We start from the raw sequence: 17411 nt of genomic DNA on the forward strand, positions 1-17411 counted from the left end.
GGTTCAAGAACAAGACGACGCATAAAGATGATCGGAAGAGATGGATCTTGAATATCTGGCCGCCGGCCTTTCCGTGCCGGACACGGCAAAGGGTCTGAAAATCGCGGGGCTCACGGCGGACAGCCGCAAGGTCCGGCCCGGCTTTCTGTTCGCCTCCTTCAAGGGGGCTTCTGTCGACGGTACGAAATTCGCCCCGGACGCTGCAGCGGCCGGGGCCATTGCCATCTTGTGCGCGGACGAGGCCGTTGACGGCGTCCGGGCTGCCTGCCCGCCTGGTGTCGTTGTTCTCGGTGCGGCTGAACCGCGCCAGGCGTTTGCCCGGATGGCGGCACGGTTCTACGGCGCGCAGCCGGACACGGTCGTCGCGGTCACCGGAACAGCCGGCAAGACGTCCGTCGCCCATTTCGTGCGTCAGATCTTCCAGTCCGCCGGTCATCCCGCGGCAAGCCTCGGCACGCTCGGCATCGTCAAGCCGAATGGTGAAAGCTACGGCGGACTGACTACCCCGGATCCGGTCTTCCTGCACGAACAGCTGGCGGCGCTGGAGGAGGAAGGGGTCAACCATGCGGCCCTGGAGGCGTCTTCGCACGGTTTGGATCAATACCGGCTCGACGGCGTCCGCCTGACCGCGGCGGCATTCACCAATCTTGGCCGCGACCACATGGATTACCATCCGACCGTCGAGGATTATCTGAAGGCCAAGCTGCGGCTTTTCTCCGAGCTCCTGCCTTCGGGCGGCACCGTGGTCGTCGATCCCGGCGAGAAATATGCCGACCGGGTGCTGGCTGTGGCGCAAGAGCGCGGTCTTCCGGTCCTGAGCGTCGGCGAAACCGGCAAGGACCTGAAGCTGACCGGGTTGCGTCCGTCAGGTGCGGGACAGGAGCTGACGCTGCAGACCGCGCGCGGCGAATACAAGGTGACCCTGCCCCTGATCGGACGGTTCCAGGTCTCCAACGCGCTGATCGCGGCCGGTCTCGCGATGGCGGCGGGTCTGGACACGGGTGCCGTGATGCGCGCGATGGAAAACCTGAAGGGGGCGCCGGGCCGGCTGGAGCTGGCGGGTAGAACCGGGCAGGGCGGTCTGGTCTTTGTCGACTATGCCCACAAGCCCGACGCCCTGGACAACGCACTGTCTGCCTTGAGACCGTTCGCGCAAGGCAAGCTGTCCGTCATCGTCGGCGCCGGCGGAGACCGCGATCCCGGCAAGCGCGAACTCATGGGCGCGGCGGCGGCGCGGCATGCGGATCTCGTCATCGTCACCGATGACAACCCGCGCTCCGAAGACCCCGCCACGATCCGCAAGGCGGTGCTGAGCGGCGCGCCCGAGGCGCTGGAGATCGGCGACCGCTTCGAAGCGATCGCCGAAGGCGTCCGCCGCCTGCGGCAGGGCGATATCCTGTGTGTTGCCGGAAAGGGTCACGAAACGGGCCAGATTGTTGGCGACACAGTGATTCCCTTTTCCGATCACGATGCCGTCACGCGCGCCATCAGCCTTGAAGGAAACACATGAGCGACCCGCTTTGGACCCTGGATGCCTTTGTTGACGCTGCCGGCGGCAGCATCAAGGGCGACGCTGGCGCTGAGATTACCGGAATATCCATCGACAGCCGCACGCTGGAGCCCGGCGACGCCTTCGTCGCCATCAAGGGCGACCGGCTCGACGGTCACGACTATGTCGCCGCGGCGCTGGACGCCGGTGCTTCCCTGGCGCTGGTCGCCGAAAGCCGCATCGGGGACCTGCCGGAAGACGGTCGCTACGTGGTGGTGGAGGATCCGCTCGAGGCGCTGCGCAATCTTGGCATTGCCGCGCGCGAACGCACGGGCGCGCGCATTGTCGCGGTCACCGGTTCCGTCGGCAAGACCGGAACCAAGGAGGCCCTGCGGCTGACGCTGGAGCCCTCGGGCAAGGTGCATGCCTCCGTCGCGTCCTTCAACAATCACTGGGGGGTGCCGCTGACGCTGGCGCGCATGCCTGCCGATACCGACTTTGGTGTCTTTGAAATCGGCATGAACCATGCCGGCGAGATCACGCCGCTGGTCAAGATGGTGCGTCCGCACGTGGCGATCATCACCACGGTCCAGCCGGTGCATCTGGAATTCTTCGACAGTGTCGAGCAGATCGCCAAGGCCAAGGCGGAGATCTTCGACGGTCTGGAACCCGGTGGCATTGCCGTTCTGAACAGGGACAACCTTCAGTTCGATCTCCTGAAATTCCTGGCGGCAACGAAGGGCATCGCCACGATCCACACCTTCGGGGAGAATCCGGCCGCCGACAGCCATACACAGAAAGTGGTCAGCTATCCGGCGGGCTCCAGTGTGGATGCGTCCATCCTGGGCCAGGAGATCACCTACAAGATCGGCGCGCCCGGCAAGCATCACGTCAAGAACAGCCTCGCGGTTCTGACGGCAGTTTCCGACCTTGGGGGCGATCTCGCCATGGCCGGTCTTGCCCTCGATACCATGCGGGCTCCGAAGGGCCGGGGGGAAGTTTCCCGCCTGCCCGTGCAAAACGGCGAGCTCAACCTGATCGACGAAAGCTACAACGCCAATCCGGCGTCCATGCGTGCCGCGCTGGCTGTGCTCGGAGAAGCGCCCGTGACCCGTCCCGGACGCCGGATCGCGGTGATCGGCGACATGCGCGAGCTGGGAGCCGACGCCGACCGTCTGCATGCGGAGCTGCTGCAGCCGATCACCGATGCCGACATTGACGCCGTCTACTGCGCCGGGCCACACATGCGCGCGCTCTGGCAGGACCTGCCGCATGATCTTCGCGGCCACTACTGCGAGGACGCAAAAGATCTGGAAGAGGTCCTTTTGAACGATGTCAGGGCCGGTGATGTTGTTATGGTCAAGGGATCGCTTGGAACCCGCATGGGCCCGCTTGTCGAGGCCCTGAAGAAGGAATACCCGCCTGTGGATGACACCGCAGCGGCATGAGGGGCACTTGATGTTTTACTTTTTGGGGCAATTCGCGGATCAGGTTTCGGCACTGAACGTTTTCCGGTACATCACCTTCCGGACCGGCGGCGCGATCATGACTGCGCTGTTTTTCGTCTTTCTGTTCGGACCGAAAATCATTGCAAGCCTGCGGATCCGACAGGGTCACGGGCAGCCGATCCGGTCGGACGGGCCGGAAAGCCATCTTCTGACCAAGAAGGGCACGCCGACGATGGGCGGGCTGATGATCCTGTCCGGCGCGCTCGTGGCCGCGCTGTTGTGGTCGGATCTGTCGAACCCTTATGTATGGGTGGTCATCGCCGTCACGCTCGGGTTCGGCAGCATCGGCTTCTATGACGACTATCTGAAGGTGACCAAATCCTCACACAAGGGGTTCGGCGGCAAGGCACGGCTCGGGCTGGAATTCATCATCGCGGCGTCCGCCGCCTTCGCGGTCACGCTCCTGGATACCTCTGAATTCTCCGAAGCCATCACGTTTCCCTTCCTGAAGGAGTTCACGCTCAATCTCGGGCTGGTCTTCATCCCCTTTGCGGCTTTCGTCATGGTCGGCGCCGGCAATGCGGTCAACCTCACGGACGGCCTCGACGGCCTGGCGATCGTGCCGGTGATGATTGCCTGCGCTTCCTTCGGCCTGATCGCCTATCTTTCCGGCAACGCGGTCTTCGCGAATTACCTGCAGATCCACCACGTCGCCGGCACCGGCGAACTTGCGGTGATCTGCGGTGCGGTCATCGGCGCGGGCCTCGGCTTCCTGTGGTTCAACGCGCCGCCCGCCGCCATCTTCATGGGGGACACGGGCTCGCTGGCTCTCGGCGGCATGATCGGGGCCATCGCGGTTGCCACCAAGCATGAAGTCGTGCTTGCGATCATCGGTGGGCTGTTCGTGCTGGAGGCCGTGTCCGTGATCGTACAGGTGATCTCCTTCCGGCTGACCGGCAAGCGGGTGTTCCGGATGGCGCCGATCCACCACCATTTCGAGATCATGGGCTGGACCGAAAGCCAGGTCGTGATCCGGTTCTGGATCATTTCCGTCGTTCTGGCCCTGCTCGGCCTTGCCACCTTGAAGCTGAGGTAAGCGATGATCCCGGTCACCACATTCGAGAACCAGAAGGTCGCCCTGTTCGGACTGGGTGGTTCAGGCCTTGCGACCGCACGGGCGCTTGCGGCCGGCGGGGCGGATGTGGTGTGTTTCGACGACAGCGAAGACCGGGTGAAACAGGCGGCGGGCGAAGGCCTGTCAACGCAGGACCTGCGGGATCTGGACTGGGCTTCCGTGACGGCCCTCGTGCTGGCGCCCGGCGTGCCGCTGACCCATCCGGCACCGCACTGGACGGTTGACCTTGCCAGGGAAGCCGGGGTTGAGATTATCGGCGACGTGGAACTGTTCTGCCGTGAACGCCGCAAGCTCTGCCCGGCAGCGCCGCTGATCGCGATCACCGGGACCAACGGCAAGTCGACGACGACCGCGCTGGTGAGCCATCTCTTGACGGAACTCGGCCTCGACACGCAGATGGGCGGCAATATCGGCACGCCGGTCCTGGAGCTGGAGCCGCCGCAGCCGGGCCGGCACTACGTGATCGAGTGTTCGTCCTACCAGATCGACCTGGCACCGACGCTCGATCCGACCGTCGGCATTCACATGAACCTGTCGCCGGACCATCTCGACCGCCACGGCACGATGGACCAGTACGCCGCCATCAAGGAACGCCTGGTGGCCGGGTCCAAGGTGGCGGTCGTCGGCGTGGACGACAGGTTGTCCTCGGCCATTGCCGACAGGCTCGAACTGGCGCGCAAGCCGGTCTGCCGCATTGCCGGCGAACGGGAGCTGACCGACGGCATCTATGCCCGCCACGGCCGGTTGATCGAGGCCCATGACGGAGCGCAGTCGGAAGTGGCGCTTCTCGGCGGGATCGACAGTCTGCGCGGCGATCATAACGGCCAGAACGCGGCCGCCGCCTTCGCCGCGCTGCGGGCACTGGAGCTGCCGGCGGCGAAAATTGCCGCTGCCTTGGCCAGTTTCCCGGGGCTGCATCACCGGATGGAAGTGGTGTCCAGGCAAGGGCGGGTGCTGTTCATCAACGACAGCAAGGCGACCAATGCGGACGCGGCTGCCCGGGCGCTGTCCAGTTTCGACCGGATCTACTGGATTGCCGGCGGCCGTGCCAAGTCGGGCGGGATCTCCTCGCTCGACGAGTATTTCCCGAAGATCGCGAAGGCCTTTCTCATCGGCGAGGCCGCGCGGGATTTTGCCAAGACGCTCGAAGGCCGGGTGCCGCACACGATCAGCGGCACTCTGGTGCAGGCGGTCAAGGACGCGGCCGGCGAGGCGGCGGAGGATGGTGCCGAGGAAATCGCCATCCTGTTGTCTCCCGCCTGTGCGAGTTTCGACCAGTTCCCGAATTTCGAACTGCGGGGCGCTGCTTTTGTAGATGCGGTGCGTGCCTTGCCTGATGCACTCACGCAGGAGGAGGTAGCGTAAGATGGTATCGCGCGCCGATCGCAGCCGCTTTGCCGAATGGCTATGGACAGTGGACCACTATCTGCTTGCGGCCTTCGGACTTCTGATGGTCGGCGGCGTGGTCCTGTCCTTCGCGGCAAGTCCGCCGGTGGCCGAGCGCCTCGGCGTCGAGACGCTCTTTTTCGTCAAGCGGCAGGCGATGTTCCTGGTGCCGGGCATCGTCATCATGCTGGCGGCTTCCCTGATGACACCGCGCATGGTCCGCCGCGCCGCCCTGATTGTGTTCACCGTATCGCTGATCCTGATGATCGCGACCCTGTTTCTGGGGTTCGAGGCAAAGGGTGCGCGGCGCTGGATCTACATTGCGGGATTTTCCCTGCAGCCTTCGGAATTCCTCAAGCCGGCATTCGTGATCCTGATTGCCTTCCTGTTGTCGGAAAGCGGCCGGCGCCGCGAAGTTCCCGGCGTCCTCTTTGCCTTCGTGCTCTTTGCCATCTGTGCGGCCCTCTTGATCGCCCAGCCGGATTTCGGCCAGACCATGCTGCTTGGGCTGGTCTGGGCAGGGCTGTTTTTCCTCAACGGCATTTCCTGGATCATCATCATGGCGCTCGGGCTGGTGGGCATTGCCGGCCTGTTGGCGGCCTATGCCTTCCTGCCGCACGTCACCAACCGGGTCGACCGGTTCCTGGATCCGACCTCCGGCGATACCTACCAGGTCGATACTGCCCGGGACTCCTTCCTCGCCGGCGGCTGGTTCGGGCGCGGGCCCGGGGAGGGAACCGTGAAGCGGATCCTGCCGGACAGCCACACCGACTTCATCTTTGCCGTTGTGGGGGAGGAGTTCGGCGTGATCGTCTGCCTGCTCGTGGTGTCGATCTTCGCCTTCATCGTGTTGCGCGGGCTCAAGCACGCCAGCCGGGACCAGGATGCCTTCAGCCGCCTGGCAACCGCGGGGCTGGTGGTGCTGTTCGGTCTTCAGGCCACGATCAATCTGGCCGTGAACCTTCACCTGATGCCTTCCAAGGGCATGACCCTGCCCTTCATTTCCTATGGCGGGTCGTCGCTGCTCTCCTCCGCGATGACGGCAGGTGCGATCCTGGCGCTCACGCGCCGGCGGCCACAGCCGTCACGCGGCGACGTCGTGACCGTGAGCCGGCTGTCCCCCTCATCCCTAATGTAAGTCCGTACCCGGTTTCATGAACAAGACTGTATTACTGACAGCCGGCGGCACAGGCGGCCACCTCTTTCCCGCACAGGCGCTGGCCAGCGAACTGATCCGGCGCGGCTGGACGGTGGAACTGGCGACGGACGAGCGGGCCGACAAATACGGCAGCGCCTTTCCGGCCCGCAAAGTGCACATCATCGCCTCGGAAACCATCCGCGGCCGCAATCCGCTGCTGCTGGCGAAGACGGGGCTGAAACTGCTCTGGGGAACGGTCCAGGCCCGCAAGGTCATCAGACAGCTGAAGCCGGATGTCGTCGCCGGTTTCGGCGGCTACCCGACCTTTCCGCCGATGTTTGCCGCGCGCCTGACAGGCACGCCATCGATCCTGCACGAGGCCAACGGCGTCATGGGGCGGGCCAACAAGCTGCTCGCCAAGGGCGTCGACGCGATCGCGACCAGCGTGCCGATGGACGACCTTCCCTCGGACCTGACGGCGAAGCTGGTGGAAACCGGCAATCCGGTCCGCGACGCGGTCCTGAACGCCTCGGAGATCTTCTATTCGACGCCGGAGTCCGGTGGGCCGTTCCGGCTGCTGGTATTCGGCGGTTCGCAGGGAGCACGTTTCTTCTCCGATCTGTTGCCGCCTGCTGTCGAAAAGTTGCCACCGGACTTGCGGAAACGCCTGCAGATCGTGCAGCAGTGCCGGCCCGAGGACATGGAGCGGGTGCAGGAGGCGTATGACACGCTCGGTGTCCAGGCCGAATGCGCGCCGTTCTTCCAGGACATGCCGCAGCGTATCGCCCATGCGCATCTGGTGCTGTGCCGTTCCGGGGCGTCCTCCGTCAGCGAACTCGGCGTGCTGGGCCGGCCGTCCATCCTCGTGCCGCTTCCGGGAGCGATAGACCAGGACCAGGCGGCGAATGCCAAGGTGCTGGAAAAGGTCGGTGGTGCCTGGCCGATCCGGCAGGCGGACCTGCATCCCGAACGGCTGGCCAAGGAGATCGTCCGGTTCATGAACGCGCCGGAGATGCTCAAGGACGCGGCCAGGAATGCGCGAAGTGTCGGACGGCCCGACGCGGTGAAACGCCTGGCGGACCTCGTTGAAAAGATTGCCCTTCAAGAAGGAGAACGGCCATGAAGATGCCGCAGGATATCGGACCGGTTCACTTTGTCGGGATAGGCGGCATCGGCATGAGCGGCATTGCCGAAGTGCTGAAGACCCTCGGCTACGAAGTCCAGGGGTCGGATATGGCGGAAAACGCCAATGTCCAGCGCCTGCGCGCGCACGGCATCAAGGTGACGGTCGGCCACGCCGCGGAAAATCTTGGCGACGCCGAGGTACTTGTGGTGTCCTCGGCGATCAAGAAGGACAATCCGGAACTGGTTGCCGCGCGAGAGAGGCTCATCCCGGTGGTGCGCCGTGCGGAGATGCTGGCCGAACTGATGCGTTTCAAGCAGGCAATCGCGGTCGGAGGCACCCACGGCAAGACGACGACGACCTCCATGGTCGCGGCGCTGCTCGATGCCGGCGGTCTCGACCCGACGGTGATCAACGGCGGCATCATCAATTCCTACGGCACCAATGCCCGCATGGGCGAGGGTGACTGGATGGTTGTCGAAGCCGATGAAAGCGACGGCACCTTCATCAAGTTGCCGGCGGACATCGCCATCGTCACCAACATCGATCCGGAACACCTGGATCACTATGGCGACTTTGCCGGTGTGCGCGCCGCCTTCCTGCAATTCGTGGAGAACGTGCCTTTCTACGGCTTTGCCGTGATGTGCCTTGATCATCCCGAAGTCCAGACGATGATCGGGACCATCGAGGACAAGAGGGTGGTGACCTACGGCACCAATCCGCAGGCGGACGTGCGGTTCACGGATGTCTCGATGGATGGCGGCAAGTCGACCTTTTCCGTAACCATCCGCGACAGGCGCAGCCAGGAAGTCACGGAACTTGAGGATCTCGTGCTGCCCATGCCCGGCCTGCACAATGTTTCGAACGCCACCGCTGCGATCGCGGTGGCCGCGCAGCTGGGCGTCGGTCCGGAAGAGATCAAGAAGGGCATTTCCGGCTTTGGCGGCGTCAAGCGGCGTTTCACCCATACCGGCACGGTCAACGGCGTTCAGATCTTCGACGACTACGGCCATCATCCGGTGGAGATCCGGGCCGTCCTGCATGCCGCGCGCGAGTCGACCAGGGGCAAGGTCATCGCGGTCATGCAGCCACACCGCTACAGCCGCCTGCACAGCCTGTTCGACGATTTTTCGAACTGCTTCAACGATGCGGACAACGTGATCATCGCCCCGGTCTATCCCGCCGGCGAACAACCGATTGAAGGCGCCCTGCACACCGACCTGGTGTCGGGCATGAAGACACGCGGACACCGCAACGTGCAGGCCATCGAGGGACCTGAGGAAATTGCTCCCCTGATCAAGGAGATTGCGGAACCCGGGGACTTCGTCGTGTGCCTGGGCGCGGGCAACATCACCCAATGGGCCTATGCTCTGCCGAAACAACTCGAAGAGCTCTGAAGGAGACGGCGCATGGGGTTTCCCGACCTGCTGGAGAGGTATCCGGATCTCGCAGAGGGCGTTCGCGGCCGCCTGACCGCCAACCAGCCGCTGGCGGCGGTCACCTGGTTCCGCACCGGCGGGCCGGCCCAGCTGATGTTTCAGCCCGCTGACGAAGACGATCTGGCAGCCTTCCTGGAAAAACTGCCCAACGAGGTCCCGGTGCTGCCGGTCGGTCTTGGGTCCAACCTGCTCGTTCGTGACGGCGGTCTCGAGGGCGTTGTCATCCGGCTGAGCGCGAAGGGGTTCGGCGCGGTCGAGGAAATCGGCGGCAACCGGCTGCGAGCCGGTGCGGCGGTGCCGGACAAGCGCCTTGCCGAAGCAGCCGCGAAGGCGGGGCTGGGAGGATTTGCGTTTTACACCGGCATTCCGGGCGGGCTTGGCGGTGCGCTCAGGATGAATGCCGGTGCCCATGGCACGGAAACCCGCGAACGCATGGTCGAGCTGACGGCCATCGATCGGGACGGCAAGCGCCATGTTCTGAGCAACGCCGACATGGGCTATGCCTACCGGCATTCCGACGCGTCCGGGGACCTGATATTCACCTCTGCCGTGTTTGAGGGCGTGCCGCAGGCCGAGGCGTCCATTCGCCGGGAAATGGCGGATGTGGTGGCGCACCGGGAAAAGGCCCAGCCGATCCGCGAAAAGACCGGCGGATCGACCTTCAAGAATCCGCCCGGCACCTCCGCCTGGAAGGAAGTCGACGCCGCCGGTTGCCGCGGCCTCACCGTCGGCGGCGCGCAGATGTCGGACATGCACTGCAATTTCATGATCAACACGGGCAATGCCCGCGGTCACGACCTGGAGCTTCTGGGGGAAACCGTGCGCGCGCGCGTGCTCAAACACAGCGGTATCCGCCTGGAATGGGAAATCAAGCGTCTGGGGGCGTTCGGGCCGGAAGGCGCGATTGAACCGTTTCTTGGGGAAAAAGGGGAGGCTGCGTAGATGGCCGGAAAACACGTCGCCGTTCTGATGGGCGGCTGGGTCAACGAGCGCCCGGTCTCTCTTGCAAGCGGCAAGGGCTGCGCCGACGCTCTGGAAGAGGCCGGATACAAGGTCACGCGCATCGATGTGGACCGGAACGTGTCCTCGGTTCTTGAGAAACTGAAGCCGGATGTGGCCTTCAACGCGCTGCACGGCCCCTTTGGCGAGGACGGCTGCGTTCAGGGAATATTAGAGTTTCTTAACATCCCCTATACGCATTCCGGAGTGATGGCTTCGAGCCTTGCCATGAACAAGGTGAAGGCCAAGGCGGTGATGCAGGCGGCCGGAATTCCGGTGGCCGAACACCTTGTCGTGAACCGCCACGACATCCGGCGCGAACACCCGATGGCGCCGCCCTATGTCCTGAAACCGATCAATGAGGGATCGAGCTTCGGGGTGCTGATTGTCAAGGAAGATCAAGAGTTTCCGCCCCAGGAGCTGGGTCGGGCGGACTGGCCTTACCCCGATGTCCTGATGTGCGAGAAATTCATCGCGGGGCGGGAACTGACCTGTGCCGTCATGGATGACCGGGCCCTCGGGGTCATCGACATCGTGCCGTTGGGGCATGGCTTCTACGATTACGATGCAAAATATGCACAAGGCGGTTCAAAACACATTCTTCCTGCAAAAATTTCACCGATTGTTTACCAAACCATAGAGACACTAGCGGTGAAGGCGCATCAGGCGTTGGGATGCCGCGGTGTTTCCCGGGCCGACTTCCGATTCGATGAACGCGAAGACGGGTCCGGAAACCTGATCTGCCTCGAAGTGAACACGCAGCCAGGCATGACGCCGACCTCTCTTGTGCCCGAAATGGCGGCCCATAAGGGAATGAGCTTCAAGGACCTGGTGAGTTGGATGGTTGAGGACGCGAGTTGCTGTCGTTAGCACGCAAACAGAACCGGGATTTGCTGACCCCGCTTGAGGCCGAACTGGCCCCGCGCGGGCGCGGCGTCGCGCGTTTGCATCGTCAGCCGGTCTGGCGCTCCGCCGGACGGCTTGCCGATCTTCCGCGCTGGACCGGGTCTGCTGCTGCGCTGGGATTCTTAACCTTAACAATTGGTTATGGAATAGTCATAGGGGGGCATGGCCGCCTTGTGTCCGATGCATTGCTGTCGGCGGCCGGCTTCGGCATCGAGGCGGTGAAGCTTTCCGGACAGCGCGAAATCAACGAATTCCAGATCCTCGAAGCGCTCGAGATCCACGAAGGTACGTCATTGGCGTTGTTCGATGCGGCCGGCGCCCGGGACCGCCTCAGCCAGATGGCCTGGGTGAAGAACGCCTCGGTGATGAAACTCTATCCGAGCACGCTGCAGATCAATATCGAGGAACGCGTTCCCTATGTCCTGTGGCAACGGGGCGATCTGGTCTCGATCGTCAACGAATCAGGCGACGTCATCACGGACGAGGTCGACGGCCGCTACGCGAACCTGCTGCTGGTGGTCAATCATGGCGCACAGCGCCGCGCCTCGGAAATCAACATCGCACTGGAAACGGTTCCGGAACTGCGCCCGCGCGTGCGCGCCGCGTTCCTGATCTCGGACCGGCGCTGGGACCTGCAACTTGAAAACGGCATCTCGATCCGGCTGCCTGAGGACAATATCGATGCGGCATTGGCCGATCTTGTGAAAATGGATGAGGAAAGCGGCCTGCTGTCGCGCGATATCGTAGCCATCGACATGCGGCTGGCCGACCGGGTCACGGTGCGCCTGTCCGACGAAGCGGCCGAAGAGCGCAAGATCATGACCGGGGGGCAGGGCCGGGCAGGGAAAAAGGAGCGGGATACATGAGCCGTTCCGGATCCCATCTCTATCTTCCCAAGATGCGCCCGCTGCCGAGCCGGCGTGCCGTCATCATGTCTGTGCTCGATGTCGGATCGACCAAGATCTGCTGCCTGATCGCCAAACTGGTGCCGCGGGAGGACAAGACCGTCCTGTCCAGCCGGTCTCACAAGGTCGAGGTTCTCGGGTACGGCTACCAGCGTTCGCGCGGCATCAAGTCCGGCGTCGTGGTCGACATGGATGCGGCGGAACATGCCATCCGCCTGGCCGTCGACAGCGCGGAGCGCATGGCCGGCGTCACGGTCGAGTCGCTGATCGCCAATGTCAGCTGCGGCCGGCTGCAGAGCGAGATCTACAGCGCCAACGTGCCGCTCGCCGGTGACAGCGTGTCGGAAGCCGATATCCAGCGTGTCCTGTCCGCCGGGTCCAGCCATTCGGTCACCGAGGGCCGGGCGGTGACGCACGCGCTGCCGATCTCCTATTCGCTGGACGGAAGCCGGGGCATTCGCGATCCGCGCGGCATGATGGGGCACAAGCTCGGCGTGGAGATGCAGGTGGTGTCCGCGGAAGTCCCGCCGGTCCGCAATCTGGAACTGTGCATCAACCGTGGCCATCTGCATGTCGAGACCATGGTGGCAACACCCTTTGCCAGCGGCCTGTCGACGATTGTCGACGACGAGGCCGAGCTGGGTGTGGCCTGTATCGACATGGGAGGCGGCACCACCACGCTGTCGGTCTTTGTCGACGGCCACATGGTGCATCTCGATGCGATCGCCGTGGGCGGCAATCACGTCACCATGGATATCGCGCGTGCCTTTGCGACCCGTCTCCAGGACGCGGAACGCCTGAAAACCCTTTATGGCTCGCCGCTGGCCTCCAGTTCGGACGACCGTGACCTGCTCACGGTGCCGCCGCTGGAAAGCGACAGCGACCTGCCCAACCAGATCCCGCGCTCGGCGCTGACCCGGGTCATCCGTCCGCGCGTGGAAGAAATCCTCGAACTCGTGAGAGATCGGCTGACGGCGTCCGGATTTGCCGGACGCGTGGGCAAGCAGATCGTGCTGACCGGGGGTGCAAGTCAGCTCACGGGTCTTGGAGAAGTTGCGCGTCACATCCTGGGGCGCAACGTCCGTCTTGGCCGGCCACTAGGCGTCGCCGGTCTTCCCGAGGCCGCCAAGGGTCCGGCATTCGCCGCCGCGGTTGGTCTCTTGATTTATCCGCAGGTCGCCCAGATCGAACAGTTCGAACACAAGAACCGTCGGTCGGGGTGGGGCGGGCAATCTGGTTACCTGGCCCGTGTGGGCCAATGGATCAGGGAAAGCTTCTGACGACATGAGCCAAGAAGACGACATCCAGGAAATTGAGCTGCCGATCTCGGCAGAGGAACTTAGGGAAGAAGAGGGTTCTCCCGTATCGGGGGCGCCAGTGGGTCGCGAGGATAATATGACCATCAACCTGAAGATGCCCGACATTCAGGAGCTGAAGCCGCGCATTACGGTCTTCGGCGTCGGCGGCGCGGGCGGAAACGCCGTCAATAACATGATCACTGCAGGCCTCCAGGGGTGCGACTTCGTTTGCGCCAACACGGATGCCCAGGCACTGGCGATGAACCAGTCCGACCGGCTCGTCCAGATGGGCGTCGCCGTCACGGAAGGTCTCGGCGCCGGGTCTCAGCCAGAAGTCGGCTCTGCCGCGGCCGAGGAAGTGATCGACGAAATCAACGACCACCTGTCCGGTTCGCACATGGTGTTCATCACCGCCGGCATGGGCGGGGGCACCGGCACCGGTGCGGCCCCGGTCATCGCCCGGGCCGCGCGCGAGCAGGGCATCCTGACCGTCGGCGTGGTGACGAAGCCGTTCCAGTTCGAAGGCGCCCGCCGCATGCGGATCGCCGACAGCGGCATCGACGAGCTGCAGCGCAATGTCGATACGCTGATCGTCATTCCGAACCAGAACCTGTTCCGGATTGCAAATGCACAGACGACGTTCGCGGATGCCTTCGCGATGGCCGACCAGGTGCTGTATTCGGGCGTTGCCTGCATCACCGACCTGATGGTGAAGGAAGGTCTCATCAACCTCGACTTTGCCGACGTCCGCTCCGTGATGCGTGGCATGGGCAAGGCGATGATGGGCACCGGCGAAGCCAGTGGCGAGAAGCGCGCGCAGCAGGCGGCCGAAGCGGCCATTGCAAATCCGCTGCTCGACGAATCCTCCATGAAGGGTGCCAAGGGCCTCCTGATCTCGATCACCGGCGGCAACGATCTGACGCTGTTCGAGGTCGACGAAGCTGCGACCCGCATCCGCGAGGAAGTGGATGCCGATGCCAACATCATCCTGGGCGCGACCTTCGACGAAACCCTGGACGGTATCATCCGCGTCTCTGTCGTTGCCACCGGCATTGACAGGGAGGAAGGTCTTGCGGCCGCTCCGTTTCCAGCCTCTGCAGCACAGCCTCTGAAGCCGGAAACACAGGCAGTTCCGCGGACACCTGAAATCGCCACGACGAAGCCGGTACCGGCTCTCGAAAAGGCCAACGCGCAGGACGCGGCCGCCAAGGCCGTCGCCAACCTCGAGAAGGAACTCGCCATTCCGGACCCGCAGCCGGTTTCCGTTGCCAGCGATCCGGATGTGGAAATCAAGCGGGTGCAACCCTCTAGCAGCGCACTGGCTGCCAAGGGTCCGATGATGGACATCGAGGATGAAACCCCGGCCAAGCAGGTCGAGGACGCACCGGTCAGCCAGCCTTACATCCCGCCGGTCGCCGAAGAGCATTCGCCGTCGCCGCGCATGCCGAGGGTGGAAGATTTTCCGCCGATCGCGCAGCGGGAGATCCGGGCCCAGCAGACGACGGCCGGAGCACAGCAGCCTGCCGCACCTGCGCAGCCGCAAACGGCAGCCCCGGTTGCCGGATATGACGAAGAGGACCACGATGACGAGGATCGTCGTCCGATGGGGCTTCTGCGCCGGCTCGCCAGCGGCCTGGGCCGCCGTGAGGAGGAAGACGAGCAGGAGGTGTCCGCACCCGTTGCCCGTCCGGCACCGCAGATGCAGCAGCCCGCGCCGCGTGCGCCGCAGCAGCGCCCTGCCGCGCAAGGGGCTACGGGCCAGCTGGACGGTACCGGCCGCGCCGCACCCAAGCCGGTCAGCGCAAGCGATGACGAGCAGTTGGAAATTCCGGCGTTCCTGCGCCGCCAGGCCAACTGATTCGAGACGCGATCTTCTTCCCTGATCGCCGCAGCCCGAAGCTCACGCTTCGGGCTGTTTCCGTAACGGCACTGATTTCCTGTTATTCTTCAATCCCTTGCCTGCCTGTGAATCGTTACAAACCGTAATAAAGCTTTATTTCGCTCGCCGAAGGAACGGGACTATGTTCCAGCCAACGCGGGATCGTTAAAAGTCCGTAACCTCGTTTCCTCGAATCCACGGACATTTACGCCCCGTTCAGCGGAAGGGCAGGGCTTTATGACCACACATGTTGACCGACAGACAACGCTTGCCGATCAGGTGACCCTGACCGGAGTGGGCGTTCATTCGGGCAAACCGGCGTCGATCACCTTGGTACCTGCCGAAGCTGGTGTGGGGATTGTGTTCACCCGCACCGACCAGGAAGACTCCGCTGAACTTCCTGCACTCTGGAACAAGGTCACGCAGACAGCACTTTGCACGGTCCTGGGCGATCCTGCAAAAGACGGCGTTGCCACCGTCGAACACCTCATGGCTGCCCTGTTCGGCATGGGGGTCGACAATCTGATCGTCGAGATCGACGGACCGGAAATGCCGATCATGGACGGCAGCAGTGCCGTTTTTGTCGAGGCGATCGAGCAGGTCGGCCTGAAGAAGCTGGATCGTGGCCGCCGGTATCTCAAGATCAAGAAGACCGTGCGCGTCGACAATGGCAGCGCCTGGTGCGAGCTGCATCCCTATCAGGGCACGAAGTTCGACATCACCATCGATTTCGACACGCCACTGATCGGCCGCCAGCAATTTACCGACGACATGACCCCCGGTGTTTTCCGGGATGAACTCGCGCGCGCGCGCACCTTTGGTTACGTAAAGGATGTCGAGCAGCTCTGGAAGATGGGGTTTGCGCTCGGCTCGTCGCTGGAGAATTCCGTGGCGATTGCCGAGGACAAGGTCCTGAATCCGGAAGGCACCCGTTGGCCGGATGAATTCGCGCGTCACAAGGCGCTGGACGCGGTCGGCGATCTCGCCCTGGCCGGTCTGCCGATCCTCGGTCTTTACCGCTCCTACAAGGGCGGTCACAAGATGAATCACGCGGTCCTGGTCAAGCTGTTCGAAGATCCGGGCAGTTTCGAGATTGTCGAAGCCCCTGCCTTCCGGCAGGTCGGTCAGGTCGACAAGGGTGGGCTTGCGGCCGCAGCGGCCTTCGGTCCGGACGTCTCCTGAGCGGGGAAAGTACGTCGCACGCCCCAGGTTGCTGTTTTCAATTTTGCGGAATGCAGCCGTAAATGACGCTGTTGCCATAAAATTGCTCAAAAAAAACGTCACATGGCCGATCAGGACGTGACGGGGGCAGGCAAAGTCCGCTAAACACTCCTGTCGACGAAATATAAAGGCCGCCAGCGCGTGGCCTGTGGGGCCGGACGGTCCGGGAGCATAGGCGTGAACGGAATGGACACCGGTTCTGAAGTGAGCGGAACCAATCGCATGAAGATTTTCCTCAGGATGGCCATTCTGGCAGCGCCGATTGCGCTTGCTGCCTGTGGCGGCAAGGACGATCTGGACGAACTTGCGCTCAACGACACGCCGCCGGAAGTGCTTTTCAATGAAGGCTTGGCGTTGCGTGCGCAGGGCAAACTGCGCGATTCGACCGAAAAGTTCGAAGAGCTGGACAAGCTTTATCCCTATTCGGAATATTCCAAGAAGTCGCTGGTCAACCTTGCGTTCCTGAACTACTCGCGCGGCAAATACACGGAAACGGTCACAGCCGCACGGCGGTTCGTAACGCTGTATCCGGGAGATGAGAGCTCCGCCTACATGCTTTATCTGGCAGGGCAGAGTTTCTTCCGTCAGATGCCGGACATTACCCGGGACCAGGCCGTGACCCGCAAGGCCGCGTCCGCTTTTGCCGAGCTTATCCAGCGCTATCCGGAATCCGAATACGTTCCGGATGCGGAGCAGAAACTGCGTATTGTCGAGGACCAGCTCGGCGGCAAGGAAATGCAGGTCGGCCGCTACTATCTGAAAAAGCGCAACTACATTGCCGGCATCAACCGCTTCAAGACGGTGGTCGTCGACTACCAGACCACGCGCCATGTGGAAGAGGCGCTGTTCCGCCTGACGGAAGCCTATTACGCGCTTGGCGTTGTCAACGAGGCCCAGACGGCGGCCGCGGTGCTCGGGCACAACTACCCGGACAGCCAGTGGTACAAGGACGCCTATTCGCTGCTGAACAAGGGCGGCTACGAGCCGTCGGAAGACAGCGGCAGCTGGATCAGCCGCGCCTTCAAGAGCATCTGACCCTTAAAAT

General features: G+C 63.4%; 14 protein-coding genes. All 14 read left to right on the plus strand.

Annotation, left to right across the window (positions count from 1 at the left end; genetic code table 11):
* Positions 1 to 40: 40 nt before the first annotated feature.
* The 14 genes from O6760_RS16955 (at position 41) to O6760_RS17020 (ending at position 17401) form a co-directional block, all read left to right on the plus strand.
* Positions 41 to 1510, plus strand: coding sequence for a UDP-N-acetylmuramoyl-L-alanyl-D-glutamate--2,6-diaminopimelate ligase (locus O6760_RS16955; protein WP_269580893.1), 1470 nt, complete (start codon positions 41 to 43; stop codon positions 1508 to 1510).
* Entirely contained in the window at positions 1507 to 2937 is a 1431-nt protein-coding gene (locus O6760_RS16960; protein ID WP_269580894.1) for a UDP-N-acetylmuramoylalanyl-D-glutamyl-2,6-diaminopimelate--D-alanyl-D-alanine ligase, read from the plus strand. Before O6760_RS16955 ends, O6760_RS16960 begins: the two co-directional genes overlap by 4 nt.
* A 10-nt stretch (positions 2938 to 2947) precedes the next feature.
* Positions 2948 to 4033: a phospho-N-acetylmuramoyl-pentapeptide-transferase gene (mraY, locus tag O6760_RS16965; RefSeq protein ID WP_269580895.1), complete on the plus strand. Its 1086-nt coding sequence runs from the start codon at positions 2948 to 2950 to the stop codon at positions 4031 to 4033.
* 3 nt (positions 4034 to 4036) lie between these two features.
* Positions 4037 to 5437, plus strand: a complete 1401-nt coding sequence (gene murD, locus O6760_RS16970; RefSeq protein ID WP_269580896.1) for a UDP-N-acetylmuramoyl-L-alanine--D-glutamate ligase — start codon at positions 4037 to 4039, stop codon at positions 5435 to 5437.
* Position 5438: 1 nt separating this feature from the next.
* On the plus strand, positions 5439 to 6596 hold the full coding sequence (gene ftsW / locus O6760_RS16975; RefSeq protein WP_269580897.1) for a putative lipid II flippase FtsW: 1158 nt from the start codon (positions 5439 to 5441) through the stop codon (positions 6594 to 6596).
* A gap of 16 nt (positions 6597 to 6612) precedes the next feature.
* The gene (gene murG / locus O6760_RS16980; RefSeq protein WP_269580898.1) at positions 6613 to 7719 is read left to right on the plus strand and encodes an undecaprenyldiphospho-muramoylpentapeptide beta-N-acetylglucosaminyltransferase; all 1107 of its coding nucleotides are present in this window, start codon (positions 6613 to 6615) and stop codon (positions 7717 to 7719) included.
* On the plus strand, positions 7716 to 9116 hold the full coding sequence (murC, locus tag O6760_RS16985) for a UDP-N-acetylmuramate--L-alanine ligase (RefSeq protein ID WP_269580899.1): 1401 nt from the start codon (positions 7716 to 7718) through the stop codon (positions 9114 to 9116). Before murG ends, murC begins: the two co-directional genes overlap by 4 nt.
* A gap of 12 nt (positions 9117 to 9128) precedes the next feature.
* A complete protein-coding gene (gene murB, locus O6760_RS16990; protein ID WP_269580900.1) occupies positions 9129 to 10100 on the plus strand; it encodes a UDP-N-acetylmuramate dehydrogenase in 972 nt (323 codons plus the stop codon).
* Positions 10101 to 11027, plus strand: a complete 927-nt coding sequence (locus O6760_RS16995) for a D-alanine--D-alanine ligase (protein WP_269580901.1) — start codon at positions 10101 to 10103, stop codon at positions 11025 to 11027.
* A 209-nt stretch (positions 11028 to 11236) separates the two neighbouring features.
* A complete protein-coding gene (locus tag O6760_RS17000) occupies positions 11237 to 11929 on the plus strand; it encodes a cell division protein FtsQ/DivIB (protein ID WP_269580902.1) in 693 nt (230 codons plus the stop codon).
* Positions 11926 to 13248 carry a cell division protein FtsA gene (gene ftsA / locus O6760_RS17005; protein WP_269580903.1) on the plus strand — a complete coding sequence of 441 codons (1323 nt, stop codon included), beginning with the start codon at positions 11926 to 11928 and terminating at the stop codon, positions 13246 to 13248. The genes O6760_RS17000 and ftsA overlap by 4 nt, the downstream gene beginning before the upstream one ends.
* Positions 13249 to 13363: 115 nt before the next feature.
* On the plus strand, positions 13364 to 15124 hold the full coding sequence (ftsZ, locus tag O6760_RS17010) for a cell division protein FtsZ (protein WP_269580904.1): 1761 nt from the start codon (positions 13364 to 13366) through the stop codon (positions 15122 to 15124).
* Between the two features lie 258 nt (positions 15125 to 15382).
* The gene (lpxC, locus tag O6760_RS17015) at positions 15383 to 16327 is read left to right on the plus strand and encodes a UDP-3-O-acyl-N-acetylglucosamine deacetylase (protein WP_269580905.1); all 945 of its coding nucleotides are present in this window, start codon (positions 15383 to 15385) and stop codon (positions 16325 to 16327) included.
* A 261-nt stretch (positions 16328 to 16588) separates the two neighbouring features.
* Positions 16589 to 17401, plus strand: coding sequence for an outer membrane protein assembly factor BamD (locus O6760_RS17020; RefSeq protein WP_269580906.1), 813 nt, complete (start codon positions 16589 to 16591; stop codon positions 17399 to 17401).
* Positions 17402 to 17411 lie beyond the last annotated feature (10 nt).

The sequence above is a fragment of the Roseibium sp. Sym1 genome (genome assembly GCF_027359675.1).
GTDB lineage: Bacteria > Pseudomonadota > Alphaproteobacteria > Rhizobiales > Stappiaceae > Roseibium.